General features: G+C 66.3%; 16 protein-coding genes and 1 tRNA gene. 6 read left to right on the forward strand and 11 right to left on the reverse strand.

Annotated elements, in window-relative coordinates; translation table 11 throughout:
• Window positions 1-24 precede the first annotated feature (24 nt).
• Entirely contained in the window at window positions 25-564 is a 540-nt protein-coding gene (locus K9D25_RS19170) for an invasion associated locus B family protein (RefSeq protein WP_244377413.1), read from the reverse strand.
• A gap of 235 nt (window positions 565-799) precedes the next feature.
• Complete coding sequence (locus K9D25_RS19175; protein ID WP_244377415.1) at window positions 800-6,721, reverse strand: autotransporter outer membrane beta-barrel domain-containing protein; 5,922 nt, start codon at window positions 6,719-6,721, stop codon at window positions 800-802.
• A gap of 440 nt (window positions 6,722-7,161) precedes the next feature.
• On the opposite strand from K9D25_RS19175, the gene K9D25_RS19180 reads away from it, so the two are divergent.
• Complete coding sequence (locus tag K9D25_RS19180; RefSeq protein WP_244377417.1) at window positions 7,162-7,839, forward strand: recombinase family protein; 678 nt, start codon at window positions 7,162-7,164, stop codon at window positions 7,837-7,839.
• A gap of 64 nt (window positions 7,840-7,903) precedes the next feature.
• Here the strand turns inward: K9D25_RS19180 and K9D25_RS19185 are convergent, their stop codons facing one another.
• Window positions 7,904-8,452: an adenylate kinase gene (locus tag K9D25_RS19185; protein WP_244377419.1), complete on the reverse strand. Its 549-nt coding sequence runs from the start codon at window positions 8,450-8,452 to the stop codon at window positions 7,904-7,906.
• Window positions 8,453-8,687: 235 nt separating this feature from the next.
• Between K9D25_RS19185 and K9D25_RS19190 the strand changes: the two genes are divergently transcribed.
• Both K9D25_RS19190 and K9D25_RS19195 read left to right on the forward strand, forming a co-directional pair.
• Window positions 8,688-10,034 carry a DUF6538 domain-containing protein gene (locus K9D25_RS19190; protein ID WP_244377421.1) on the forward strand — a complete coding sequence of 449 codons (1,347 nt, stop codon included), beginning with the start codon at window positions 8,688-8,690 and terminating at the stop codon, window positions 10,032-10,034.
• Window positions 10,035-10,050: 16 nt separating this feature from the next.
• A complete protein-coding gene (locus tag K9D25_RS19195) occupies window positions 10,051-10,464 on the forward strand; it encodes a hypothetical protein (RefSeq protein WP_244377423.1) in 414 nt (137 codons plus the stop codon).
• Between the two features lie 545 nt (window positions 10,465-11,009).
• Here K9D25_RS19195 and istB read toward each other — a convergent pair.
• The 3 genes from istB to K9D25_RS19210 form a co-directional block, all read right to left on the reverse strand.
• The gene (istB, locus tag K9D25_RS19200) at window positions 11,010-11,804 is read right to left on the reverse strand and encodes an IS21-like element helper ATPase IstB (protein WP_244376040.1); all 795 of its coding nucleotides are present in this window, start codon (window positions 11,802-11,804) and stop codon (window positions 11,010-11,012) included.
• Window positions 11,794-13,323 carry an IS21 family transposase gene (gene istA, locus K9D25_RS19205; RefSeq protein WP_244450770.1) on the reverse strand — a complete coding sequence of 510 codons (1,530 nt, stop codon included), beginning with the start codon at window positions 13,321-13,323 and terminating at the stop codon, window positions 11,794-11,796. Before istA ends, istB begins: the two co-directional genes overlap by 11 nt.
• 335 nt (window positions 13,324-13,658) lie before the next feature.
• A complete protein-coding gene (locus K9D25_RS19210) occupies window positions 13,659-14,378 on the reverse strand; it encodes an LEM-3-like GIY-YIG domain-containing protein (RefSeq protein WP_244377425.1) in 720 nt (239 codons plus the stop codon).
• 220 nt (window positions 14,379-14,598) lie between these two features.
• Between K9D25_RS19210 and K9D25_RS19215 the strand changes: the two genes are divergently transcribed.
• The gene (locus K9D25_RS19215) at window positions 14,599-14,961 is read left to right on the forward strand and encodes a hypothetical protein (RefSeq protein ID WP_244377427.1); all 363 of its coding nucleotides are present in this window, start codon (window positions 14,599-14,601) and stop codon (window positions 14,959-14,961) included.
• A gap of 51 nt (window positions 14,962-15,012) precedes the next feature.
• Here K9D25_RS19215 and K9D25_RS19220 read toward each other — a convergent pair whose 3' ends face one another.
• Window positions 15,013-15,495, reverse strand: coding sequence for a BRO-N domain-containing protein (locus tag K9D25_RS19220; protein ID WP_244377429.1), 483 nt, complete (start codon window positions 15,493-15,495; stop codon window positions 15,013-15,015).
• A 28-nt stretch (window positions 15,496-15,523) separates the two neighbouring features.
• On the opposite strand from K9D25_RS19220, the gene K9D25_RS19225 reads away from it, so the two are divergent.
• Entirely contained in the window at window positions 15,524-16,483 is a 960-nt protein-coding gene (locus K9D25_RS19225; protein WP_244377431.1) for a DUF2806 domain-containing protein, read from the forward strand.
• A gap of 103 nt (window positions 16,484-16,586) precedes the next feature.
• Here the strand turns inward: K9D25_RS19225 and K9D25_RS19230 are convergent, their stop codons facing one another.
• Both K9D25_RS19230 and K9D25_RS19235 read right to left on the reverse strand, forming a co-directional pair.
• Window positions 16,587-16,838: a hypothetical protein gene (locus K9D25_RS19230; RefSeq protein WP_244377433.1), complete on the reverse strand. Its 252-nt coding sequence runs from the start codon at window positions 16,836-16,838 to the stop codon at window positions 16,587-16,589.
• A 221-nt stretch (window positions 16,839-17,059) separates the two neighbouring features.
• Window positions 17,060-17,133, reverse strand: a tRNA-Gln gene (locus K9D25_RS19235).
• A 547-nt stretch (window positions 17,134-17,680) separates the two neighbouring features.
• Here K9D25_RS19235 and K9D25_RS19240 point away from each other — a divergent pair.
• On the forward strand, window positions 17,681-17,884 hold the full coding sequence (locus tag K9D25_RS19240) for a DUF1127 domain-containing protein (RefSeq protein ID WP_244377435.1): 204 nt from the start codon (window positions 17,681-17,683) through the stop codon (window positions 17,882-17,884).
• On the opposite strand, the gene pbpC is transcribed toward K9D25_RS19240, so the two are convergent.
• Window positions 17,871-19,946, reverse strand: coding sequence for a penicillin-binding protein 1C (pbpC, locus tag K9D25_RS19245; RefSeq protein WP_432207958.1), 2,076 nt, complete (start codon window positions 19,944-19,946; stop codon window positions 17,871-17,873). The genes K9D25_RS19240 and pbpC overlap by 14 nt on opposite strands.
• Window positions 19,947-20,018: 72 nt before the next feature.
• Entirely contained in the window at window positions 20,019-25,391 is a 5,373-nt protein-coding gene (locus tag K9D25_RS19250; RefSeq protein WP_244377439.1) for an alpha-2-macroglobulin family protein, read from the reverse strand.
• Between the last annotated feature and the right edge of the window lie 54 nt (window positions 25,392-25,445).

Genomic DNA, 25,445 nt, shown 5'->3' on the forward strand with positions numbered 1-25,445 from the left:
AATGCGCGGCCGAGGGGCCCGCGCTCAGCCCTTCAGCGCCGGCAGCGCCTGGGCGATCCCCGCCATGGGCAGGTTCACATTGACCGTCTGGCCATTGGCGAGGACGAAGCTCGCGACGACTTCCTTGGCGGTGAGAAGTTCCTTGCCGAAGGCGTCCTCGAACGGACCGATGGCCTCGCAGCCGCCCCGGCCACAGGAGGCGTAGTCGACCTTGCGCGGCTTGCCCTTGGCAATGATGATCTGCACGCCGTCCTTCAGCCGGACGCCGAGCGGGGTGCGCACGAGATAGGTCGGGGCGCCGGCCTTGTCCTGGCCAATCTGCCAGAGCAGCACGGTCTTTTTCGACTTCGATTCGGTCACTTTGAGCGAGGCGACGCAGGTCTTCTTCGCGCCCTTCTCGATGCTGGCGCGGCAGGTCACCACCCAATTGTCGAAAGCGGTGGTTTCCGTGCGGACCGGCGCCTTGGCCTCAGCCGGCGCGGTCTGCGCATGGGCGGCGGACGCGCCGGCGAGAAGGCAGGGAGCCAGCAGCAGGGCAGCGGCACGACGAGTGAAGTGATGCATGGGGTCCTCCGGAACAATCCCGGGCGTGTGGCGAGGATTTCGACACCGTCATGGCACGCCACGGGGTGAAAATCACGGTCAGTCTTTGCCATTGATCGCGCCGCAAAGCGAGATGCAGCGGATCGGCGATGGCGCCTGTCGATAGAGCGGACAGAAAAGCAATGGGCCGACCACAAGGGCCGGCCCAGGCTTGTCTTCCGGCCCGCGGCCGCAGCCGCGGACCCTGTGCCGGCGCTTACCAGCGGACCTTCACGCCGCCCGTACCAGCCCAGCCCTGCACATCGCCGAAATTGTATTCGCCGTTGGCGAACAGGGCGACGGTGCCGTTGAGGTCGGCGGTGAAGCCGAGGCCGGCATTGTACCAGGTGCCGTTGATGTCGCTGGTGAGCACGGTGCCCGCGACATTGGTCTTGTTGTCGCCCAGGAACTCCGACAGCACGTTGAAGGTGGCGTAGGGCGTAAGCGTCTGGCCGGTGGCCATGACGAAGGTCGACTGAACCTGCAGGCCGAGGCGCCCGATCAGCGAGTCCGCATCACCCGGCGTCACATAGGTGCCGATCGAGTCGACATAGGCATCCTGATTGGCGCTGGCATAGGCGAGCTGGGCCTGCGGCTGGATCACCCAACCGCTCGCGACCTCGAAGCCGTAGCCCATCTCGATCGAGCCGCCCCACACCGTGGCGTCGGTGTTCGCCGTCACGTTGCTGGTGGAAGCGATGTCGAGATCGAGCACGTCGACCTTGCCGACCACGTCGGTGTAGAAGCCGGCGCCCGGCGCCAGGCCGACCTGGCGGAACGAGGCGTAGATGCCGGCATTCCAGCCATTGATGTCCATGGTGGAGCTGCCGCCCCAGGACGTCCAGTCGCCATCCACATCGACATCCGACCAGCCATAGCCACCGAACGCGCCGAGGGTGATGCGCCAGGCATTATAGTCGAAGGTGTAGTCACCGCCGGCCTGCAGGCCCCAGCTCTGCTGCGAGAAATCCCAGCCGCCGCTCACGTCGTAGCTGAGATCGGCGCCGCCACCGCGGCCCCACATCTGGAACTTCGGCGCCGGCACCGGCTGATAGGCCGGGGCCTTATTCACCGACTGCGCCAGATCGGCGTTGCGGCCTTCGAGCTGCTCCTGCTGGCGCATCTCGCCGAGGCGCTTATAGAGCGTGTCCATGCCGGCGTAGAAGTGGCGCTGCATGGCCGACGGCGCGGTCGCGTAGCCGGTGGCCTGCGCGGTGTAGCCCGCGCGCAGATACCAGTCGCCGCCACTGCCGCCATCGGCGAGACCGCCGCTGGAAGCATCCTGGAACAGGCGGTAGGAGAAGGCGCCCCCCATCACTTCGCGCTCGCCGCTGACGCTGTTGCGCGCCAGTTGGAAGGCGTCGTCGGGCGAGGCGCTGCCTTCCGACACGTCCACCACCTTGATGCCCTGGCCGAAGCTCGTGCCGGTGTAGATGCCTTCGCCGGGGTTGGTGTTGTTGACGTAGATGGTCGTCGTGCTCTCGGCGGCGACATTGCCGTTGATGACGAGAATGTCGGTCGCGCTGGCCGCGTCGTAGAGATAGGTGTCGATCAGCAGGTTACCGCCGCCGACATAGTTGCCATTGATGGTCAGGCGGTCGCCGGCCACGTCATCAATGCCATTATGCAGCGCAATGGTGCCCTGGTTGATGAAGGTCGCGGCCGGGAGATCCTCCAGCACCAGGTTGTCCGTGGCGTGGTAGAGTTCGATCCGGGTGTCATGGACACCGCCGACCGAGTCACCGGCCACGTCGAGCACGCCGCCGGTCACGGCGAGGTCGCCCGCGGCCACCCCGGTATTGATCGTGCGGTAGCCCAGTTCCCCCTCCTGCGAACCTTCGAGAACGAAGGTGCCCGTGTCGAGGTCGGCATTGGCGTTCGAGAGGCGCAGATAGGAGGTCGAGTCGACCGCCACCAGCCCGTCGGTGCCGCTATTGCCGTTGAAGTTCACCCAGCGCTGGGTGAGCTGGAGATAGGAGCCATCGGACACGCCGAGTTGCTGGAAGCGCTCGACCTCATCCAGCGACAGCGTGCTGCCATTGGTGACGAGGAGCGTGTCGAAGCCGCGACCACCGTCAATCTCCCCGCCGATGAAGAAATTGGAGTTCATGTTGTCGAGACCCGACAGCACGACGAGATCGTCACCCGAGCCACCGCGAATATTGTCGAGGGAGATCCAGCTGCCCTCCGCATCCGTGGCGGCGATGAGGATGTCGTCGTCGCCCGAACCGCCGTCGATATCGTCGATGCGGATGTCGCCGCCATCGGCGTAGAGGGCAATGCGGTCATCGCCCGAGCCGCCATCGATGTCGTCGGCGCGGATGTCGCTGCGACGGTCGGTGGCCGCGAGGATGATGGTGTCGTCGCCACGGCCGCCGTCGATGTCGTCGACACGGATGTCGCCGCCCTCGGAAGCGAACAGCACGATGAAGTCGTCGCCGCGACCACCGTCAATGTCGTTGCCACGGATTTCGCCGCCTTCCGACGCCGCCAGAACGATGCGGTCGTCGCCGCTGGAGAACCAGCCGCCATCGCCGGAGATGTCGTCGAAGCGGATTTCGCCGCCCTTCGAGGCCAGCAGGGCGATCGTGTCGTCGCCATCGCCGCCGGAAATGTCATCGACGCGGATCTCGCCGCCCTTGGTGGCGATCAGGCCGATGGCGTCGTCACCGAAGCCGCCGGAGATGTCACCTCCGGAAATCTCGCCACCCTTGGTCGCCAGCAGGCCGATGACGTCGTCGCCGAAGCCGCCGGAGATGCTGTCGAAGCGCACTTCCGCCCGCTCGGACGCGAACAGGCCGATGAAGTCGTCGCCCGAGCCGCCATCGATGTCGTCGGCGCGGATGTCGCTGCGACGGTCGGTGGCCGCCAGGATGATGGTGTCGTCGCCACGGCCGCCGTCGATGTCGTCGACACGGATGTCGCCGCCCTCGGAAGCGAACAGGCCGATGAAGTCGTCGCCGCGATCACCGTCAATGTCGTTGCCACGGATTTCGCCGCCTTCCGACGCCGCCAGAACGATGCGGTCGTCGCCGCTGGAGAACCAGCCGCCATCGCCGGAGATGTCGTCGAAGCGGATTTCGCCGCCCTTCGAGGCCAGCAGGGCGATCGTGTCGTCGCCATCGCCGCCGGAAATGTCATCGACGCGGATCTCGCCGCCCTTGGTGGCGATCAGGCCGATGGCGTCGTCACCGAAGCCGCCGGAGATGTCGCCGCCGGAAATCTCGCCACCCTTGGTCGCCAGCAGGCCGATGACGTCGTCGCCGAAGCCGCCGGAGATGCTGTCGAAGCGCACTTCCGCCCGCTCGGACGCGAACAGGCCGATGAAGTCGTCGCCCGAGCCGCCATCGATGTCGTCGGCGCGGATGTCGCTGCGACGGTCGGTGGCCGCGAGGATGATGGTGTCGTCGCCACGGCCGCCGTCGATGTCCTCGACCCGGATGTCGCCGCCCTCGGAAGCGAACAGGCCGATGAAGTCGTCGCCGCGACCACCGTCAATGTCGTTGCCACGGATCTCGCCGCCTTCGGTCGCCGAGAGCACGATCACATCGTCATTGCTCGCCCGGTAGCGCCGGTCGTCGCCGCCGCGGCGATCCTCGCTGTCGCCGGAAATGTCGTCGAAGCGGATCTCGCCGCCGTCCGACGCGCTCAGCACGATCAGATCGTCGCCGTCGCCGCCGGAAATGTCGTCAACCCGGATCTCGCCGCCCTCGCTGGCGATCAGGCCGATGAAATCGTCACCATCGCCGCCGGAGATGTCGTCGGCACGGATCTCGCCGCCACGGGTGGCCAGCAGACCGATGATATCGTCGCCGTCGCCGCCGGAGATGTCGTCGACGCGAATCTCAGCGCCCTGCGAGGCGAGCAGGCCGATGAAGTCGTCGCCATCGCCGCCGGAAATGTCCTCGGCCTCGATGTCGCTGCGGCGGCCGGTGGCCGCCAGCACCAGGATATCGTCACCGTCGCCGCCGGAAATGTCCTCAACCCGGATGTCGCCGCCTTCGGAAGCGAACAGACCGATGAAGTCATCGCCGCGATTGCCGTCAATGTCATTGCCGGAAATCTCGCCGTCTTCGGTCGCCGAGAGCACGATCACATCGTCATTGCTCGCCCGGTAGCGCCGGTCGTCGCCGCCGCGGCGATCCTCGCTGTCGCCAGAAATGTCGTCGAAGCGGATCTCGCCGCCCTCCGACGCGCTCAGCACGATCAGATCGTCGCCGTCGCCGCCGGAAATGTCGTCGGTGCTGACATCGCTCCACCGCCCGGCCGACGCCAGAACGATCGCATCGTTGCCGTCGCCGCCGGAAACGTCGTCCACACGGACATCGCCGCCGAACGCCGCGCCGAGGACGATCAGATCATTGCCGTCACCGCCGCTGATATCGTCCGCACGCACATCCGCGCCGGGGCCGATCGCCGCCAGGACAATGGCGTCATTACCCCAGCCGCCGTCGATATCATCGACGCGCGTTTCACCGCCGAGGACGCTGACCACGCCGATGAAGTCGTTGCCGGCGCCACCGTCGATATCGTCGACGCGGGTCTCGCCGCCCAGCGCGTTGCCGACCAGAATGAGGTCATTGCCCCAGCCGCCATCGATGTCGTCCGCACGCACATCCGCGCCGGGGCCGATCGCCGCCAGGACAATGGCGTCATTACCCCAGCCGCCGTCGATATCGTCGACGCGCGTTTCACCGCCGAGGACGCTGACCACGCCGATGAAGTCGTTGCCGGCGCCGCCGTCGATATCGTCGACGCGGGTCTCGCCGCCCAGCGCGTTGCCGACCAGAATGAGGTCATTGCCCCAGCCGCCATCGATGTCGTCCGCACGCACATCCGCGCCGGGGCCGATCGCCGCCAGGACAATGGCATCATTACCCCAGCCGCCGTCGATATCGTCGACGCGCGTTTCACCGCCGAGGACGCTGACCACGCCGATGAAGTCGTTGCCGGCGCCGCCGTCGATATCGTCGACGCGGGTCTCGCCGCCCAGCGCGTTGCCGACCAGAATGAGGTCATTGCCCCAGCCGCCATCGATGTCGTCCGCACGCACATCCGCGCCGGGGCCGATCGCCGCCAGGACAATGGCATCATTACCCCAGCCGCCGTCGATATCGTCGACGCGCGTTTCACCGCCGAGGACACTGACCACGCCGATGAAGTCGTTGCCGGAGCCGCCGTCGATGTCGTCGACGCGGGTTTCGCCGCCAAACACATTGCCGACCAGAATGAAGTCGTCGCCGCGACCGCCGTCAATGTCGTCCACCCGCGTCTCGCCGCCGAAGCCGCTGAACACGCCAATGAAATCGTCTCCGGAGCCGCCCTCGACGTCGTCGGCCCGCACATCGCTGCGGAAGCCGAAGGCGCCGAGCAGAATTCTGTCGTCGCCGCGCCCGCCCTCGACATCACCGCCGATGTAGATATCGCCGCCATCCGTTGCGAAAACCGAGATCTCGTCGCGGCCAGAGCCGCCGTCGACCGAGCCCTCAATCAGAATGTCCTGCGAGGACGAATTGAAGATTCTGATCTCGTCATTGCCGGAGCCGCCATAGATGTTGGCCGTGCCCGGAATGCCGCCCCGCTCGATCGTTGTACCAACCTGGTCAGAGGCGGTCACATTGATGACATCATCCCCGTCGCCGCCATCGATATTGCCCTGGAAGAGCGAGACGGTGCCGGTGTCCGAGGAGAGCGTGCCCCCGCCGAAATTGATGGTGTCGTCGCCGTCGTCGCCATTGATCGAGCCCTTGATGTAAATCGAGCTGTGATCAGGCAACGTGGCATCGGGCGCGACGGTGATCACGTCATCTTCGCCCTGCCCGTTGATGTTGCTGAAGCCGGTGGCCGTGTCATACCAGGAGTAATTGCCACCGATGATGGTTATCGTGTTCGCATTTTCGTTGCCGTTAATGTCCCCGTCGGTAGGGACCGGGCTGTTGTCGCAGAACCAGCTCCCCGCACTCGGGGTCTCTGTGCAGCTAGCCGGAGCCGCCGGTTCGGCGTCAGCCCCGGACGGGGACAGCATGACGGCAGCCGCCAGCATCGCCGCCACGGCAACGCCGGACACCGAGCCGAACAGCACTGCCCTGCGATGATCGACAATGACCGGCGCAGATGCATGGGTGTCGTTGCGACGCACGAACCCGCTCATAGCGCACGCAGCACCACGCACCCTGGCAATTTTTCTCGCCATGAAATTCCCCCGATTCCCCAATTTGCAGGCGGTACTCCCGCCCGATCCGCGACAGCGCCGGTACCCGCACGGCAGGCACGCCACGATTCGGATGCAAACTAGTTCAAGAATCTGAGGGACTGCAACAGACCCTTATTTCATAAAGGCTCGCGTAATTTTAGGTAAGAAACCTCCATTCTGGATGGCGACTCTCTTTTTCCTTTCCAAAATGGATGGAATCTCAACCATTTCGTAACCACACCCGAGTGTGGTCCGCCGCTCTCAAAAATCACGATGAATGATCGCATTCGCTTACAACCGCACGTCGGCATAGCAGTTTTTCGCGACCGTGCTATTTTTGCATCTATGAGGGGAAGGCTGGCGAGAAAACCGGAACGGTTCCGGTCATGCGCGCCGTTGCGGGAGGCGCACCCAGCCTGTGGGGAATGATGCTCATCGGTTATTGTCTGGTCGAATCCGAAGCGGGGGTACCCCCCCGTCCCGTCACCGAATCCACATTTCCTGCCCGTCGCGACGCGCTGCCGCCGACTGCTGGATCAGAGCCCGCCGAAGCCGCCGCGCTGCGGGCGCTGGGCTGCGAGCATGTGTTCAGCGATATTGACGACGACCGGCGGATCGACCGCCCCGGCCTGCGGTCGGCGCTCGATTTCGCGCGGGTGGGCGATGTGCTTGTTGTGCCGGCGCTCAATCATCTCGGCGTGGATGTGGAAGCCGTGGTGCGCATCGTCGCCTCGCTCAGCCGGAAGGGCGTGACCATCCAGCTCGGCCATATGCCGATGGACATGATGATCCCCACCGGCGAAGCCCTCGCCTTCGCCTGCCGCGCGCTCGCCCAGCTCAGCGAGCCGGCCCCCACCCCGGCGACCACGAGCGGAGGCCCGCGCCGCCGGGGGCGGCCGCAATCGCTGTCCAACAAGGATATCGCCAAAGCCCATCGCCTGCTGGCGAGCGGCAATGCGGTGCCCGATGTCGCCCGCGCGCTTGGCGTCTCCCCGGCCACGGTCTACCGCATCTTCCCGCGCCGCCCACAAAAGGCCGGGCATGCCGACGACGGCGGCAACTGAGGCTTCCAGCAGCACCAATGAGCGTAGCGGGGGGATAAAATGCCTTCCCCCGCAAGCGCTCCGATCAGCGGGAGAGCGCTGCGGCCACGGACAGCACCAGCTCCTCGACAGGGCGCTCGCCGTCGAGGCGCAGCACCGGAGCGCCCTGCCCGGCCAGCCAGCGCTCATGCTGGGCCCGGTTGCGGCCGTCGAAGGATGGATCGTCATAACGCGACGCCCATTCGCGGAACGCGCGGCTGGCCTCGTGCATGTCGCCGCCGGGCCGAATGCGCCCGCCGTGCCGCGCCTCCTCCCGCGCGTCGAGGCGCTGCAGCCGCACCAGTGTCGGCGTGATGAGGAAGACAATGAGGTCGACGGCCTGAACCAGCGCCTCACCCCAGCCCATGAAGGAGCCGCAAAGCACCCAGCCCTCGGCTTCCCGCTGCTGCTGCGCGATCAGGCGCACCCGGTCCTCCGGCGCACGCTTGACGCTGAAGGGAGGATCCGTCGGCATCCAGTAGAAGTCGTCGACGTCGAGAGGTGGGACATCGAACCGCGCGGCGAGAGCCCGGCCCAGTGTGGACACGCCGGAACAGGAGGCACCCAACACATAGAGTCGCGGCTTCACTGTCATTGCCAATCCCGGGAGGGTCTTTCATCCGCTCGATGGGCTGAGGCCGTTGCGTGGCAGTGGCCGCCGGGGCATCCGCCCGTGATTCCAGGCCCTATCGGAGATGGCTGGGGGACCAGGACACTCCGATTCGGCCCTTCAAACCCATATTCTATAACGAAATCATTGCACTGGTGTAGCTGGTGGGTGTATTGGACGGGTGTATTTTCGTTCCCCAGCCACCCAATCGGACCCCTCCATGCGCTATGATCGAACGCATCTTGAGCAGCATCGGCGGCAATGGCGCGTCCGTATCGCAGTGCCCAAGGACATCCGAGCGACCATCGGCAAGCCTCATATTGTGGTCTCCTTGGGCACGGAGAGTCTGTCCGAAGCCGCCCGACTGAAACACGCGGTCATCGCTGAAATCAGGCAGACCTTCGAGGAAGCGAGGGGCAGAAGTGTGAAGGCTCGGGATAGCCGCTTGCAGGAGGCTCTCCGCTGGAAAACCGCTGAGGTGCTTGGGGGTGTACCCGAGGAGGAACGTGAGGGCCTCCTGCGGGACCTCATTTATCAGCGCGCGGAGGCGATTGAAGCGAGCGAGGGAGAGGCCGCCGCTGTCGAGTTCGCTTCTGTCGCGACGGGTGCCGCCACGCCTTTCCTGCCGCTGATTGATCCGTGGCTTGATGAGCGGATCAGCATGAAGCCCCGGCAGAAGCACGACTACCGGCGCGCCATCACCAAGTTCGCGTCCTTCTGCTCCGCGATTGAGGACGTGACCCGGCGCAAGGCGGGGCAGTACGTCACGGAGCACTTTATTCAGAAGGGCATTCATCCGAAGACGATCAACAAGGATGTGTCCTGCCTGTCCTCCTTTTGGCGATGGCTGGAGAAGCGCGGGTATGTCGAGGGCGACAATCCTTGGCGCGGACAGGGGGTAAACGACCGAGACCTAGAGGTGGTGGCGACCACCAAACGCCCCTTCACCGACGACGAGATAACGACCCTCATCAAGGGCACGGAACCTGCGACGATGCTGGGGGACGCCATCCGCATCGCGGCACTCTCGGGAATGCGCGTGTCCGAGATTGCCAAGCTGCGGGTGAAGGACGTGCGTGACGGCCTTTTCCACGTGCTGAACGCGAAGACCAAGGCCGGAAACCGGGTCGTGCCCATCCACCCCCTTGTGGCCCCCCTCGTAGTCGCGCGGACGAACGGAAAATCACCCGAAGACCGCCTCTTCAGCGAGCTTCCGGCCGTCAAAGAGGGCAGCTCTATGGAACCCGGACAGGCCATCACGAAGCACTTCGGCCGCCTGCGGACGACCCTTAAGGTGGACGAGAAAGCGCCCGGAGCGAGACAGAGCAATATCGACTTCCACTCCTTCCGCCGCTGGTTCATCACGAAGGCTGAGATGGCCGGGCAACCCCCGCACATTATCTCCAGCGTGGTCGGCCACGTGCGGCAGGGGATGACGCTGGGGACCTATTCAGGCGGCCCTAGCGTGGACCAGTTGCGGGCCTGCGTGGAGGCCGTGCAGTTCCCGAAGGAGAAGCCGAAGCGGCCGGAGGGTGCTGCCCCTGCCGAGAGTGAGAGCGCCTCGTAGCCGTGGGAGGAGCACGATGAACAGGGACATGGAATTGCGGCGTCACTGGAGAGTGAGCTGGCTCTCCAGCATCCGGGCATTTGCCGATGATGAAACCCAACAGCGGCTTTGGCTCGACATGTCGAACCGCAATCCGCGCTTCTCATTCGCCGAATGCCTCTGCTCATACTTCGACGATACGGGATTAGCAGACGAAGGCTATGAGGGACTGCTGCGCGAGGGGCTTGTGAGCACCCGTGAGGTCGCGGCCGTAGCGCACTTTCACCGGCTAGCCGCAAGCTATGAAAGCCCCACGGATGATGACGACCACGCGGCCATCCTGTCAGACGCGAGATGGGCGGAAGTCGTAGCGGCGGCTAGACAGGCGCAGGCAGCTCTGCTTGCTCTCATTGACGACCCTCAAGAGCGCCGGGGGCTGGAGGGTAAATGAGTCCGGTATCGGCGCTTGCGTGGGACGAGCTGTTCCCCATTTTCCAGCGTGTTGCGCTCATGGGTAATATACCTCGCCAAACGCAAGCTGCCACAACACGAGCCCATGAAGCTATCCTCCGGGTTCATCCCTGAGACACCACCCTCATCTCGTCGCCTCCACCCACTCCCGAGCCTCCTTCCGCTGCTTCGCCTGAACGCCCTGATACCGGCTCACGAGCTGCCGGGTGACATCAAGGATGACGGCCATGTCCTCCTGCGAGAGCCTCGGGAAATGGTCGGACAACCAGCACACGGCCTCCTGCACCGGCATGTTCTCCCGACCACGGGAAACCTGAAACTCCCTGAGGGCCGCCCCGGCCACCGCAACGGGTCCCCGCCCTCCCCGGTGGTTCAGCTTCGCGAGGGCATCAGCCCACCGCACACGGAGCCATGCCTGCCCTGCCGGGCTGATGACATCGAAGGGCGCGGCACCTGTTGATTTCCGTTGAGAAGTGACCCTGGATTTCCAGTGAGAAGTGACCCGGGCTGATGGTGGTCTTGGGGTTAGGTTGCGGTCAAGTTTCGCGGCTTCTCCCTGGTGGGTTTGGGTGGCTTTGCCGAGCTGCTCTTGAAGCGGAAGCTGTCATTGCCGGTCTCGAGGATATGGCAGTGATGGGTGAGCCGGTCGAGCAGGGCCGTGGTCATCTTGGCATCGCCGAAGACGGCAGCCCATTCGGAGAAGCTGAGATTGGTGGTGATGATCACGCTGGTGCGCTCATAGAGCTTGCTCAGCAGGTGGAACAGCAAGGCGCCGCCCGAGGTGCTGAACGGCAGGTAGCCGAGCTCGTCGAGGATGACGAGGTCGGCATGGAGGAGCCGACCGGCGATCTGACCCGCTTTGCCTTGGGCCTTCTCCTGTTCGAGAGCGTTGACGAGCTCGACGGTAGAGAAGAAGCGGACCCGCCTGTGATGATGCTCGACGGCGTGGACGCCGAGAGCCGTGGCGATGTGGGTCTTGCCGGTACCGGGACCACCGATCAGGACGACGTTGTGCGCGTCGTCGAGGAACTCGCAGCGATGGAGTTGGCGCACGAGCGCCTCATTGACCTCGCTGCTGGTGAAGTCGAAGCCGGCGAGGTCGCGATAGGCCGGGAAGCGGGCGGCCTTGAGCTGATAGGCGGTCGAGCGCACCTCCCGCTCGGCGGTCTCTGCCTTCAGGAGCTGTGAGAGGATCGGCATGGCGGTCTCGAAGGCGGGAGACCCCTGTTCGATGAGTTCGGCAGCGGCTTGCGCCATGCCGTGCATCTTGAGGCTTCTCAGCATAATGACGAGGGCTCCGCTGGCCGGATCATGACGCATGGCGCGCCTCCCTGGCCCTGCGGAGGGCGTCATAGCGTTCGACATTGGCTTGAGGCTCGGTGGTCAGCGTAAGGGCGCCAGGAGCTGGGATCGTCGGCGTGCTCAGCGGTGTACCGTCGATCAGGCGGTGCAGCAGATTGAGGATGTGGGTCTTGGTCGGCACGCCTGCTTGCAGCGCGAGTTCGACGGCCGTGAGCACGACCTGCTCGTCATGCTGGAGGACCAGGGACAGGATCTCCACCATCTCGCGGTCACCGCCCGGCCGCTTGAGCAGATGCTGCTGCAAGGATCGGAACGCCGGCGGCATCTCGGCGAACGGTGCGCCGTTGCGCAATGCGCCGGGCTTGCGCTGGACCACGGCCAGATAATGCCGCCAGTCATAGACGGTCCGGCTCTGGCGATCATGGGAGCGAGCGAACACCCGACCATGCTCACAGATGGCCTGTCCCTCAGCGACCACAACGATCCGGTCGGGATAGACACGCAAGCTCACCGGGCGGTTGGCGAAGGAGGCCGGCACGCTGTAGCGATTGCGCTCGAGGTGGACGAGGCAGGTCGGGGAAACGCGCTTGGCGTGTTCGACGAAGCCGTCGAACGGCCGCGGCATCGGCATCAGGTGGCGGATCTCCTCAGCCCACACATCGGCGATCGAGCCGGGTTGCGAGCCGTGCCCGGCCTGCGACCACAGCTCCCGGCACCGGGTCTCGAGCCACTCGTTCAAGGCCTCCAGCGAGGGGACGTTCGGTATGGGTTGCCAGAGCCGATGACGGGCATCCTGTACGTTCTTCTCGATCTGCCCCTTCTCCCAGCCGGAGGCCGGGTTGCAGAACTCCGCCTCGAACAGGAAGTGGCTGACCATGGCCGAGAAGCGGATGTTGACCTGGCGCTCCTTGCCCCGGCCGACCTTGTCGACGGCCGTTCGCATGTTGTCGTAAATCCCCCGCCGCGGCACGCCGCCCAGTACCCGGAAGGCGTGGTTATGGGCGTCGAACAGCATCTCGTGGGTCTGCTGCGGGTAGGCTCGCAGAGTGAAGGCGCGGCTGTAGGACAGCTTGACGTGAGCGACCTGCAGCTTGGTGCGCTCGCCGGCGATGATCGCCCAGTCCTCAGACCAGTCGAACTGGAACGCCTCTCCGGGCACAAAGGCCAGCGGCACGAAGGTGCCGCGGCCGCTGGTCTGCTGCTCGCGCAACCGGGCGGCCTTCCAGTCGCGGGCAAAGGCCGCCACCCGATTGTAGGAGCCCTCATAGCCCAACGTCACGAGATCGGCGTGCAACTGCTTGACGGTGCGCTTGTGCTTGCGCGACTTGCCGCTCTCCACCCGCAGCATCGCCGCGAGCTTGTCGGCATAGGGATCGAGCTTGCTCGGCCGGTCCGGAACGTGAAACCGGGGTTCGACGCTGTCCGCTCGCAGGTACTTACGCACGGTGTTCCGTGAGAGCCCGGTGCGGCGGGATATCTCCCGGATCGAGCTACGATCCCTATGATGCCAGCGTCGGATGACGCTCAATAACTCCATGTCGATCACTCCGCTGTCCCCCGCGTGTGCCGCGTGAGACGTGGTGAAAACATGGGTCACTTCTCGATGGAAAAATCCGCTCCTGCAGGGTCAGATCTCAGTGGAAATCAACACACTAGGGTGCTTCCAAGTAGATGTATCCGCTCCGTTTCAGAGACCCCGGCATACTTGAGAAGCGGATGCGCACCGGCCTTTCCAATTGCGTAGCCTGCCGTGCGGAGCACATCTACAGCCATCAGCACCATCCCCTTCTCGGGGTGATCCACGGCGCGGATTTCGGTGCCCTTGAAGGTGGTCGTGATGAGGGATGCTGCGCCAGTCGCAGTGTCGCCTTCTCAGCAACGCCAGTAGCGGATGGGGTACTGATCGTGCCTCAACTCCGGCTGGGTGATCCGCTTTCCATACTGGCCGACATACAAGTCCCAAACGTCCGCTGGGGCTTTCTCCCCCTTGAACCCGAACCGATGCGCCTCGGAGCCATCCGCATATGAGATTTCAGATTGGAAATTCTCGCGCGTGGCAGGGAGCCACTCGGTGGCCTTGTAAGCACCGAGCACGACACCCCGGAGGACCGCGAGCACATACTCCGCACGCTCCGCACGAGCCTTGTTGATCCGCCAGCAGTAACGTACCAGCCGATAGATGTCCTCGGTACTCTCGCGGTCGGTCAGCTTTCGGATGTTGATCAGCACGAGACGGTGTGGCGGGTTCATCGGCAGTTCGGGAAGGGCGTACTTGATCATGACCTCCTTGGCCGTCATGAGGCCGTATTCACCCGAACCATGGCCGACAACGGCATTGGTGAGGTTTGGATAGGCGTCTATGAGCGACGCCTCCACAAGGAATGCTTCAGTGTCGGTGAGGCCGTGGCGGTGGATGACATGTACGACATCAAGTCCCGCCGCCTTGATCTGGTGGATGGTGTCGAGCTTGGGCGGCAGAAGCTCCTCCGGGTGAGGCTCTATCTCACCGCGAGCGTGCTCAAAGACCCGGTTCCCGGTCCCCTTACCCACATAGAAGGTCTCGTTCGTGCGTGGATCGACCAGCCGGTACACGTACTTGCCAAGCCGCCATTGAACCTCATCGGGAAAGAACGAGGGCTGATCTGACCGCAAGCCTACTGACACAGGCTTTCACTCCAGAAGGCATATTTGCACCGTCTCAGGAGTAGCGCTGCCCTTGGTGGATTGCCAGAATGTTTCGTCTCGTTGGCAGCTACGGGCGCGACCGCCGCGACAGGACAGAGTTGCCGGCATTGGTTGATGGAGAACACACTTGGATGAGTCGATATCCCTGCACGTCCTTTGCCGCATGAAGGGCATTACTCCGCAGGGGGTGACGCAGATTGAGAAGGGGCAGTATCAGTCGGTGTCGTGGAGGTTCCATGCGGGGCATATTCCCGGCCTGATCGGCCGCCCGATCTGCTTCCACGAGGTGAAGAGTAAGCCCTCGTACTTCGGCGGGACTATCACGCGGATCGACCGCGAGCCCGTTGCTGACAACGATGGGGATGTCCGCAGCATCGTCTACTTCATCTCGGATGGGACAGGCACAGGACTCAAATGGGCCGGCAATCAGCAGTCCCGTGAGGTATTCCATGTCAACAAGTCAGTGCCGGTTGCCGAGCTGAAGCCCTGATTCAGACGGGCGCTCGTGGTCGGCCGCGCCTGATGTGGGAACCTTCACTCCCTATGCAGGACCCGTAAGCGGCGCGTGTCCCCTCTTTGGAACGGCCCTCCATCTACAGGAAGCATAAGCCGGCTGCCGTGCCCTCGCCCACGGCCGCCCGGCGGCGCCCTGAAGGACGTAACCGCCTGTCTTCCTGATGGTGGGAAGGACTTCCCCGAACACCCAATCCTTGAAGGCGCGCGCCTCGGCCTTGTTGCTGCGCGCGATCAATTCGTAGAGGCCGGCCTCGGAGATGAGCGCATTAGGGCGACCACCCTGCGGGCCGGTAGTCACCCTCCCACGGCGAACATCAATCTGATTGAGGTTCCTCAGGTGGCGGGTAGAGCCACCATCGAGGGTGAGGCCAAGGGCCCGGCAAACGTCGGTCGCCACAAACCACGGGTTCCCCTCCAGAGGCACCACGCGAATGCGATAGGTGGTAGTTGCGTTGCCGTTGCGGGTGATGGCAAGGCCCTTCCGAGCGAGCCTTTGGGAGATTAACATCTTACAGCGACAGTGAGGGAGGATGCGGATGACTACCCCTGAAGGCACCGATCTGGTCCCGCTCGCGGAATTAGCAAGCACGCTGCCAGCTCCGGTTCAGACATCTCTGATAAAGGCCCTCAGCAATATTTTCGGAGGGATTGTCGCGATACCGGCTGCATGGATTAAACGCCCCGCGCAGGCAGTCGAAGATACCACTCTCGCACGTTCTACAGTAACGGCCATCCTTGCTAAGGCCGTAGCCGAAAAAGCTATCAAGGACCCCTTGTTAATGGAGGCGGCCACTGAGTTGTACCTTCCGCCGAGCATCCAAAGAACAGCGAACCGTATTGCAGTAGGGCTGCGCGCGGTGGAGTATGCCGCAGAGGAAGCGAATGACAGCACGCAGGCCGCGCCGCCGGACGATGACTGGATGAACCGCTTTATGCGCTTTGCGGAAGATGCCTCATCAGAGCGGATTCAGGACCTATTTGGCCGAATACTGGCGGGAGAAATTTTTCGTCCCGGCTCCTTCAGCATGGCTACCCTTCGAGCCGTCAGCGAATTGGACCAATCAATTGCCAAGGATTTCAGTTGGGCATGGGAAAAATCTATCGACGGGTGCTTAGACTACGACCCTGAACTTCAGCGGGGTGAGGGCTTTACACGATGGAAGCGCCTCAGCGAAGCGGGCCTCATAGCTCCAACCTCCATCACACAATATCTCCCACCGTACCAGCCGCATCTTGGAGACAACTCGCTTTGGTCGCCGATGTGCGTTGAAGATGCTTGGATTCTTGTCCATTTTACTCAATCATCCACAACGAACTGGCCGCATCTAGAGTTTACTAGGGTTGGAAAGCAGCTTGGGGCGCTGCTGCCGCGTCCGGATTATGTCGAAAACATGCGACGCGCAGCGCAGAGGATACGGACGGTTGGGCTAAGCAGAATTGAACTCCATAGACGGGGCATGCTGCCTGAGGTGATTTGGGAGAGAAGCGCGTCTTGAGCTAACGGCGCCCCGCGCCCCGCATGTGGTCGTGGTTCACCCCCCCCCGTCGGGGAACACCACGCGCCACGGATGATCCCGCAGGATCATGCTCGCGGTGACTTCACCCTTCCGGCGCATCCTTCGTCCACCGCGAAGGCCGCCCCCTCACATAGCCCCAAGACGCCTCCTTACGAGCCTCTTCAAGCGCCGCCTCTAGGAACTGCTGACCTATCAGAAGGGCGCGTATGGCCGCCCTAGGGTCCCCTGAGCAGGTCACTATCACCTCGTCTATGTCCGCCTCGGTGATGTCGAAAGCGGGCGCCTCGGGGGCGTCAGGCTGCTCTTCGGGGGTGGTTTCGGGTTTCGTCTGCATGGCGGTCTCTCCTCGTGCCCGGATCGAAGCATGAGAACGAAAAGAGAACAAGCGGCGACGTGGAAAACGGATAGAGGGCGAAGGCCCCACTCAGGGAGCGCGGAGGCCGCCTGAATTTGCGCGCTAGCGCATCGCTGATGCTGATAATGGGTGTATTCGTGGGTGTATTTGGCGGGTGTAGCCGCAGATTAAAGTCTTTGATTTCAAAGACTTATCTGGAGTGGCTGGGGGACCAGGATTCGAACCTGGACTAACGGAGTCAGAGTCCGCAGTTCTACCGTTAAACTATCCCCCACCAGAGCGCCGCAAACGACGCTTCCAGGGCTTTCCGCGTCGACTCTTGCAGTGTCGGGGCGCGGGGCAGCGGCAGTGGCGCGCTCTATAGACGCTCCCGCTGGCCCGGTCTACCCCCTCTCGCGCAGTTTCCACCGTCCTCCCCAGATGGGCACCGCCGCGGCCCGCGAAGACGCAATCCGCCACCCGAGGCCCCGTGACCCCATCGCCGTGCGCGATCATCCGCAGCGACCGAGCCGAGCCCTGCACGACGTTGCGCCGCCTGCGGCCCGCCACGCCCAGCCATGCCGCAAAGGAAGAGCAGGCATACCGACCAGCAGTTTTGGCATAGCTTCTTCGCCAAAAGGCGAAGATATGGGCGGACAATTTGCCGATCCTGGAACACTTCCAACCATTTTGGTTGATCTATGCCACCCCACCACCGTTAATGCCGGCTTAACAGGCAGAAGCAGGCATGCACGCTCTTCAGTGCTGCCATGCAGCATTCCGTCTTTTGCGCTGCGGTGAAATCTCTATATTCGCTGGCATACAGAATACAGGAGCCAGAGATGACCACCACAACCCTGAACCACACCTCGTCCGATTTCTTCTCGCGTTTCGTCGAGAACGTCACCAGCTTCTTCGAAGCCATCGGTGAAGGCCGCCGCATCGCCCAGCGCTATGAGGCCCTGTCCCGCCTGTCCGACGCCGCCCTCGCCAAGCGTGGCCTGACCCGCCAGGACATCGCCCGCGCCGCCGTCAACGGCCGCTGAGACGTCCGCTCTGAGTGGCCGCTCCCTCATCGGCCGCTCCGCGAATACGCAAGGTGACGCTGTCGGTTGATCCCGCAGCGTCCATGACGGTCAGACGTACGAAGCCCGCGCCCGCCGGCCGCCAGAACAATGTGGCGGCCCCGGCGGGCTGGCTGGCCGGCACGCCGTCGACAAACACGGTCAGCGGGCCCGTTCCGCCGCTCACCTTGAGCGCCATTGGCTCGTCGCCCTCGCGCTCCAGATTCGCCCCATCGGGCGGAAACGCGATTTTCGGCCCATTTTCCGTACCGCCCTGCCCCGACGCCCGCCCGAAAAACCGGAGCGGCGGCGGCAATTGCGCGTTTTTCGCCTCGATGGCCTCGCGCGGCGCCGGCGCGAAGGGCGCCGGCCGCGTTACCAGCCGGGCGAAGGCCTCGAACAGGATCGGCGCCGCCGCCTCGCGCCCGATCATGCCCGGCACGGGCTGGCCGTCCGGCCGACCCACCCACACGGCGATGGTCCGCCGCCCGTCGAACCCCACCGCCCAGGCGTCGCGATAGCCGAAGGACGTGCCGGTCTTGAAGGCGATGCGCCCGGCGCGCTCATTGCGCGGCGCCGGCGTGCCGGCGAGCGACTGGGCGAGATAGGCCGCCGCCACCGGGCTCATCAATTCGCGCACCCCGTCGGGGCCGGAGGCGGCGCCATCCATTCGATCGCGCAGCGCTTGCGCCCGCCCGCCATTGGCGATGCCGGCATAAAGCCCGGCGAGCGCATCGAGACTCATGCCGACACCGCCGAGCCCCACCGCCAGCCCCGGCACCTCGCCCGGCGGCAGCTTCAGCGCGAAGCCGGACTGGCCGAGCCGGCTGGCGAGGCGCTGCGGCCCCACCGCCTGCAGCAGCACCACGGCCGGCACATTCAGCGACAATTGCAGCGCCTGGCGCACCGATACCGTGCCCTGATAGTCGCGGTCGAAATTGCGCGGCCGATAGGCGCCGAAGCGCGCCGGCCGGTCCTCGATCAGCGTTTCGGGGTGGGCGATGCCATCCTCGAAGGCGAGGCCGTAGATGAAGGGCTTCAGTGTCGAGCCGGGCGAGCGTATGGCGCGCGTCAGGTCCACCGCTCCGGCGCGGGTGGCGTCCAGCGGGTCGGCGCCGCTCACCCGGGCCAGCACCTCGCCGCTGGCATTGTCCACCATGACCAGCGCCAGCGAGACGCCGGTGCCGAGTTCGCGCACCCGCTCTGCCGCCAGTTCTTCCAGCCGCGCCTGTGCCGAGCCGTCGATGGCGAGGTCGTGACGCTGCAGGGCCGGCTGCTGGCGCCGCGCCTCCTCCGCCGCATGCGGAGCGAGCCGGGGCAGGTCGAGCCGGCCGCCCGGTGCGGGCGCGCGCAGGGCGTACTCCACCTCCGCCGGGCCGAACAGCCCGGCTTCGCCGAGCCGGGTGAGCACCTTCTCCCGCGCCCGCGCTGCCCGCTCCGGGAAACGGTCGGGCCGGCGCGATTCGGGCGCCTGCGGCAGCGCCACCAAGAGCGCCGCCTCGGCGAGCGAGAGCCGGCGTGGCTCCTTGCCGAACCAGGCGAGACTCGCCGCGCGCACGCCCTCGATATTGCCGCCATAGGGCGCGAGGGTGAGATAGAGCGCGAGGATCTCGTCCTTGCTCAGCCGCGCTTCCAGCTGGATGGCGCGGCGCATCTCGGCCAGCTTGGCGCCGAGCTTGGCTTTGAGCCCGCTGCCCTCGCGCGGTTCCAGCAGCCGCGCCACCTGCATGGTGAGGGTGGAGCCGCCGGAGACGATGCGGCCATGGCGCAGCATCTGCCCGGCCGCCCGCAGCAGCGCCAGCGGATCGACGCCGGCATGGGCGTAGAAGCGCCGGTCCTCATAGGCGATCAGCATGTCGCGGAAGCGCCGGTCGATGTCGCGCGTCTGCGCCGGCAGCCGCCAGCGGCCGTCCGGCAGAGCGAAGGGACGCAGCAGCCGGCCCTCGCGGTCGCGCACCTCCACCGAGAGCGCGAGACGAGGTGGCGGCGGCGCGCTGGCGCGCACGCCGGCGAGCCAGGCGTATGAGCCCCCGCCCAGCAGCATCGCGCCGAGGAGGCCCCCGGCCGCGACACGCTGCAGCCCGCGCCTCACCGGGCGCCCCTCACAACCGCCCCCTCATCGTGCCGGCCCCGTCACTTCGGTCTGGTCGGCGCTGGTGCGGGCGAAGCGGCCCGGGCGGTACATGTCCTCGACAATGGCCGGGGGATGGGCGTAGCGGCCGGGCGAGACCGCGCGGACGATATAGGCGACGCGCAGCAGGCCCGGTTCCTCGCCACCCTGCGTGCGATCGAAGGCGGCGGCGAAGAAGGCGTCGCGGAACTCCGCATGGTCGGGCTGCGAGGTATCGCCGAGCCAGGCCAGAGCGCCGGTGTCGGCGCCCACCGCCAGCGCCGGATTGTCGATCTCGAAGCCGGCGGGGAGATAATCGACCAGCAGCACATGGCTGGGCCCGGCCTCCTCCTCCGTCGCCTCCAGCACCACGACGAGGCGCTGGTTCTGCGCCACCTTGGCGGGATCGGCCGGCACGCCGGCCAGCGTGTAATAGCTGCGGGTCAGGGTGAAACCGTCCGCCGCCGCCGGCTCCGGCGCCACCGGCGGGCCGTCGATGGACACCGCGACATCCAACGGGGCGATGCCGCGATTGGTGAGGATGATCGGCTTAGTGAGTTCCTGCGGCGTCAGGCTGCGCTCATAGAGGCCGGTATGCGCCCGGCCGTCGATGTCGAGCGCGATGCCCTTGCCCTCGCGCAGCGCGCGGGCGGCGAGCAGCAGCCAGGCGTCTTCCTGCGTCGAGGTCGGACCCGCCTCGACAAAGGCGGTGGCGACGCGCTGGCGCGCGGTGCGGGCGGTGGCGGTGAAGCCGGCTTCCGAGGCGAGTGTCGCCACGCCGGCGGCGTCGCGCAGGATCGAGCCGAAATCCGGCCGGCCGGTGGTCAGCGTCTCCGAGGCGTCGGGGAGAATCTCCAGCGCCGCGTTGAACACCTTTTCCGCCCGCCCCTTGTCGCCGAGCATGGCGAGCGCCGCCGCGAGTTGGCCACGCGCCATGGCGCTGGTCACCGCGTCGAGCTTGGCGTCGGCGACGTAGCGCAGGTCGCCCAGCGGCGCCCGGCCGTTGCGCGCCAGCACATAGATGGCATAGGCCGTGCCGTCATCGGTGGCGCCGTCGCCGGCATAGGCGAGCGAATTGCGCAGCCGGTCGAGCGCGAGGGTGAAGGGCTGCTCGGGCACGGCGTGGCCGCGCTCGCGGGCGCGGGTGAGGAAGTCGCTCACATAGGCGTCGAGCCACAGATCATTGCCGCCCGCATCCCACAGGCCGAAGGAGCCGTCCGATCCCTGCCGGGCAATGAGCCGGGCGATGGCGTTGCGGATCGTGTCCGCCGGGTCCTTGGTCAGGCGGAAGCGGTTGGGTGGGCCGAAATCGCTGAGATAGAGCAGCGGCAGCGCCCGGCTGGTGAGCTGTTCGGAACAGGCGAAGGGGTAGCGGTCGAGCGCGCCGATCAGCGCCGGCACGTCGAAGGCCGGGTCGAGCCCGGCGGAAACGCTCACCCCGCCCCGTCCCGGCACGAGGTCCGCCACGAGATCGGCGCTCAGCGTCAGTGCCGCGCCCGGCGCCAGCGTCTCGACGCTGCGGCGGGAGATGGCGGGATAGGCCGGGCGGACATTGAGCGCGTAGTCGCGGACGATGGCGAGCCCGCCGGGGCCCGACAGCCGCACCGAGACCTTCGCCTCGCCGATTCCGGTGCCGTTCAGCTGCACGGCGAAGGACTGGCGCGCGCCCTTGGCGAGCGGCACCGTCTTCGGCGCGGTCGACACCGCGACCGGGCCGTCGGTGACGATCTCCAGCGCATAGTCGCCCGCCTCGCCATCCACATTGTCGAGGGCAAGGTTCAGCGTCGAGCGGTCGCCGGTAGCGAGGAAGCGCGGCAGGGTGGCGGTGATGACCACGGGGTCGCGGATCACCACATCGGCCTCAGCATGACCCACCGCCGCGCCGGACCACGCCACCGCCATCAGCCGGCCGGTGCCGTCGAAGGGCGGCAGGGTGAAGTCGACGGTGCCCCGGCCCTGCGCGTCCAGTTTCACGAGGCCGGAGAACAGGGCGAGCGGCGGCTGCGTCGGCGGCTCGGCCTGCAGCCCCATATCCATGGCGTCGCCGCCGGCGCGCAGGCGCCCGCGATTGCCGAGCATGCCGTCGATGAGTTGGCCATAGAAGTCGCGCACCTGCGTGCCCAGCGCGCGCTGGCCGAGATAAAAGCCGTCCGGGTCCGGCGCCTTGAAGCCGGTGAGGTTGAGAATGCCGACATCGACCAGCGCGAGCGTCACATAGGCCTCGCCTTGACCGTTGCCCGCCACTTCGACCGGCACGGACAGCGTCGTCTCCGGCCGGGCGAGCGCGGGCGCGCCCAGCTTCACCGCCAGCACCCGCTCGGCGCGGTCGACCCCGAACCAGGCGAGGCCGATGGCGCGGCCGGGATTGCGGCCCGCCGCCACGTCGAGCGGGCGGTGCAGGAAGGCGAGCGCATAGGCGCCCGGCGCCCAGCCGGCGGCGACCTTGAACTCGACCGCGTTGTCGCCCGCCTTCACGTCAAGCGTCTTCGCCGCCAGCACGCCGTCGCCGACGATCAGCACGGTGGCCGAGCCGGCATAGCGGCTGGTGAGGTTGACTTTCAGCGCGTCGCCGGCGGCGTATTGCGCCTTGTCGAGGCCCACTTCCAGCCGGTCCGGCGCGTCGGCGGTGGCGCCGCCGCCCCAGCCGGCATTGAACGGCACGGCGGTGGCGCGGGTGCCGTCCGTCACTTCCAGCCGGTAGCGGCCCCAGGCGACGGGAACGCTCAGCCGCGCCGGGGCGCCGCCGGTGAGGTCGAGCGTGCCGTCGGCGACCTTCGCCACCGATTCGACCGGCTCGAAATCCCAGCTGCCGCCGAGGCGGTACCATTGATAGCGGGTCTCGATGCGGTAGAGCGCCCATTGCGCGCCCTTCAGCGCCACCGGCTGGCCGGCGGCGTCAAAACCCTGCACCTCGAAGCCGGCATTGCCGTTCTCGCCGGGCCCCGCCTTGTCGAATAGCGGCTTGACGCCGATGCCATTGCCCGAGGGCTGCACCGGCAGCACCAGTGAGCGGCGCACCGCGCGGCCCGCGCCCTCGTTCAGCCCGACGAAGATCTCCGCCTCCAGCGGCCGCGCGGTCGGCGGCAGGGTGGGCAGCAGCACGGAAAGGCTCGCCTTGCCCTGCGCATCCGTCACCGGCGCGTCGGCTAGCGGCTGGCGCACGGGGGTGAAGCCGTCGTCAGTGCGGCCGAAACGCCAGCCCGGCAGGCCGGGGCGGGAATCGGCGACGCGCACCTCGATCTCCGCGTCGATATCGAGCCCGGCCGCCGGCGGGCCGAACAGCCAGCGCCCATCCGCCGCCACCGTCACGGGCGCGTTCGGCGCGATCGTGGTCGCGGTGGTGGAGAGGTCGAGCGCGAGCCGCTCGGGCACATAGTCCTCAAGCAGGAAGGTCGTGGAACCCACCGGCGCGCCGCGCGGATCGACATAGGCCTCGACCCGCCAGGTGCCGGTCATGGCGTCGCCCATCAGGGGATAGGTGACCGTCCGACCGCCCGCGCCCTGGTCGGCAAGCAGCTCACGGCGCTCCTCCACGCCGTCGGGGCGCTTGAAGATGACGGTGAGCGGCACGCCCGCCGCCGCGCTCACCCGCGGGCTGCGCAGCAGCGCGGTGACGTGGACCTGCTCACCGGAGCGGTAGACGCCCCGCTCCGTGGTGACGAAGGCGTCATAACGCTCCGGCGCCGCGCGCCCGCCCACGCCGCGATCGGTAAGGTCGAAGGCCTGGTCGGCCAGCGAGAGGAAGGCATAGTCGCCCTCCTTCGCCTGGGCGACGATCACCGCCGGGGCGAAGCCCTCCTTGCCGCGCATCAGCCCGGCATCGAAGGCGGCGCTGCCGCTGGCGTCAGTGCGGGCGGTGGCGAGCACGTCGTTGGATTTGGCGAGCAGGCGCAGTTCCACCCCTTCCAGCGGCTGCGCGGTGCCGAGCGCGCGCACCAGCACGGTCAGTCCGTTGCTGCCGGAGAGCGCGGTGAGGCCGAGATCGGAGACGACGAACCACTGGGTGGCGCGCGACTGCCACTCGTCATTCGGGTCGGCGGCATCGCCTCCCGGACGGGCGGCGAGCACATAGACGCCGGGCGCCAGCGTCTTCACCGCCTCATCGACGGGGAAAGAGGTGGTCACATCCTCATTGAGCGGCGAGGCAGTCTCCAGCTCGCCCTTGAAGACGAGTTCGGCCTTGCCATCCTTGAGCTGTTGCAGGTCATAGCCGCCGAGATCGCGGCGGAACTCGCCGTCAATGGCGGTCGGAATCAGACTGCGGTCGCCGATGCGGTAGAGATCGACCGCCACCTTGGCGGTGTTGACCGAGACGACCGGAATGCCGCGCGGGCCGGTGCGCGGCAGCACATAATTGCGGCCGGTGAAACGCACGCCCGGCTTGCGGTCGCGCACATAGATGGTGAGTTCGGAAGCGGCGGCGAGCGGCTCGGCGGCAATCGAGGACGGCAGCCCGGCGCGCAGCGTCACGTCATAGCTCTCGCCATGCTTGAGCCCTTCGACGCAGAGCTGGCTCTCCTCCGCCGTCACCGCCGGCTTGTCCACCGGGCCTTGCGGCCCGCGCAGCGTCACATAGGCGGAATAGTCCTTGCCGCCCTTCACCAGCGGTTCGGAGAACTGCACGCAGATGCGCGGGTTGGAAGCGTCCGAATCGACGCTGTAGTCGAGAATGCGGAAGCCGCGCTCTTCGCGCAGCTTGTTGTAGAAGGCGCGCTGCTCCGGCACGTCGACATAGGTGAGGCCGGTGGCGAGCGTGTCGAGCGCCGGGCGCCAGAGCGAGCGCTGGTCGTAGAGACGGCCGATGGCGAACAGCGCGTCGGCTTGCTGCGCCTTGGTCGTCGCGGCGCGATAGGCGAGGAAGGCGGCGGCCTGCGCCCGCTCCAGGAAGGTGTCGGCGCTCTCATCGTCGTTCGGCTTGATGCGCGAGAGGGCGCGCGAGAGGCGCTGCCACAGCCCGGCATCGCCGGGGCTCGCCTGCGCCAGCTTGCCATAGAGATCGGCGGCGGTGCGCGCATCCCCGGCGGCCAGCGCGGCGTCGGCATCCTTGCGCAGCTGGGCGGCGGGCTTGGGCAGCGGGCCGCGCTCGCGCTGCAGCAGGGCTTGAAGCCGGCGCGCGGCTTCCACCAGTTCCTGCGGGGCATAGGTCTTCGGCAGCGCATCCGGCGCCGGTTTCGCCGGGGTGGCGGCGGTCGGCGTGGCGGCAGCCGGCTTCGCGGCGGTGGCAGCGGCCGCCGCAGCCGCCCCAGCAGCAGCCGCGCCCGGCTTGGTCGCCGCCGGCTTCGGTGCCTGCGCGTGAACGGCTGTCGCCAGCGAGAGCGCGAGGAGCGAAAGCGCCGCCCCCTTTCCGAGCCATGAAAAGGCCGAACTAAAAGGGTTCATGACACCTGCTCCGCAACGTGACTGCCGACCGACGCGGGGGACGATAGGACGAAA

This window comes from Ancylobacter polymorphus, assembly GCF_022836935.1.
In the GTDB taxonomy this organism is placed as follows: domain Bacteria; phylum Pseudomonadota; class Alphaproteobacteria; order Rhizobiales; family Xanthobacteraceae; genus Ancylobacter; species Ancylobacter polymorphus_A.

What these genes read in the sequence shown, in the direction of transcription:
- istA (WP_244450770.1), bottom strand. Translation starts at nt 13,323, where the DNA reads ATGGAGTTATTGAGCGTCATCCGACGCTGGCATCATAGGGATCGTAGC.
- K9D25_RS19225 (WP_244377431.1), top strand. Translation starts at nt 15,524, where the DNA reads ATGACTACCCCTGAAGGCACCGATCTGGTCCCGCTCGCGGAATTAGCA.
- pbpC (WP_432207958.1), bottom strand. Translation starts at nt 19,946, where the DNA reads ATGCTGCTGGGCGGGGGCTCATACGCCTGGCTCGCCGGCGTGCGCGCC.
- K9D25_RS19170 (WP_244377413.1), bottom strand. Translation starts at nt 564, where the DNA reads ATGCATCACTTCACTCGTCGTGCCGCTGCCCTGCTGCTGGCTCCCTGC.
- K9D25_RS19230 (WP_244377433.1), bottom strand. Translation starts at nt 16,838, where the DNA reads ATGCAGACGAAACCCGAAACCACCCCCGAAGAGCAGCCTGACGCCCCC.
- istB (WP_244376040.1), bottom strand. Translation starts at nt 11,804, where the DNA reads ATGCGTCATGATCCGGCCAGCGGAGCCCTCGTCATTATGCTGAGAAGC.
- K9D25_RS19240 (WP_244377435.1), top strand. Translation starts at nt 17,681, where the DNA reads ATGACCACCACAACCCTGAACCACACCTCGTCCGATTTCTTCTCGCGT.
- K9D25_RS19220 (WP_244377429.1), bottom strand. Translation starts at nt 15,495, where the DNA reads ATGTTAATCTCCCAAAGGCTCGCTCGGAAGGGCCTTGCCATCACCCGC.
- K9D25_RS19190 (WP_244377421.1), top strand. Translation starts at nt 8,688, where the DNA reads ATGCGCTATGATCGAACGCATCTTGAGCAGCATCGGCGGCAATGGCGC.
- K9D25_RS19185 (WP_244377419.1), bottom strand. Translation starts at nt 8,452, where the DNA reads ATGACAGTGAAGCCGCGACTCTATGTGTTGGGTGCCTCCTGTTCCGGC.
- K9D25_RS19180 (WP_244377417.1), top strand. Translation starts at nt 7,162, where the DNA reads ATGCGCGCCGTTGCGGGAGGCGCACCCAGCCTGTGGGGAATGATGCTC.
- K9D25_RS19195 (WP_244377423.1), top strand. Translation starts at nt 10,051, where the DNA reads ATGAACAGGGACATGGAATTGCGGCGTCACTGGAGAGTGAGCTGGCTC.
- K9D25_RS19250 (WP_244377439.1), bottom strand. Translation starts at nt 25,391, where the DNA reads ATGAACCCTTTTAGTTCGGCCTTTTCATGGCTCGGAAAGGGGGCGGCG.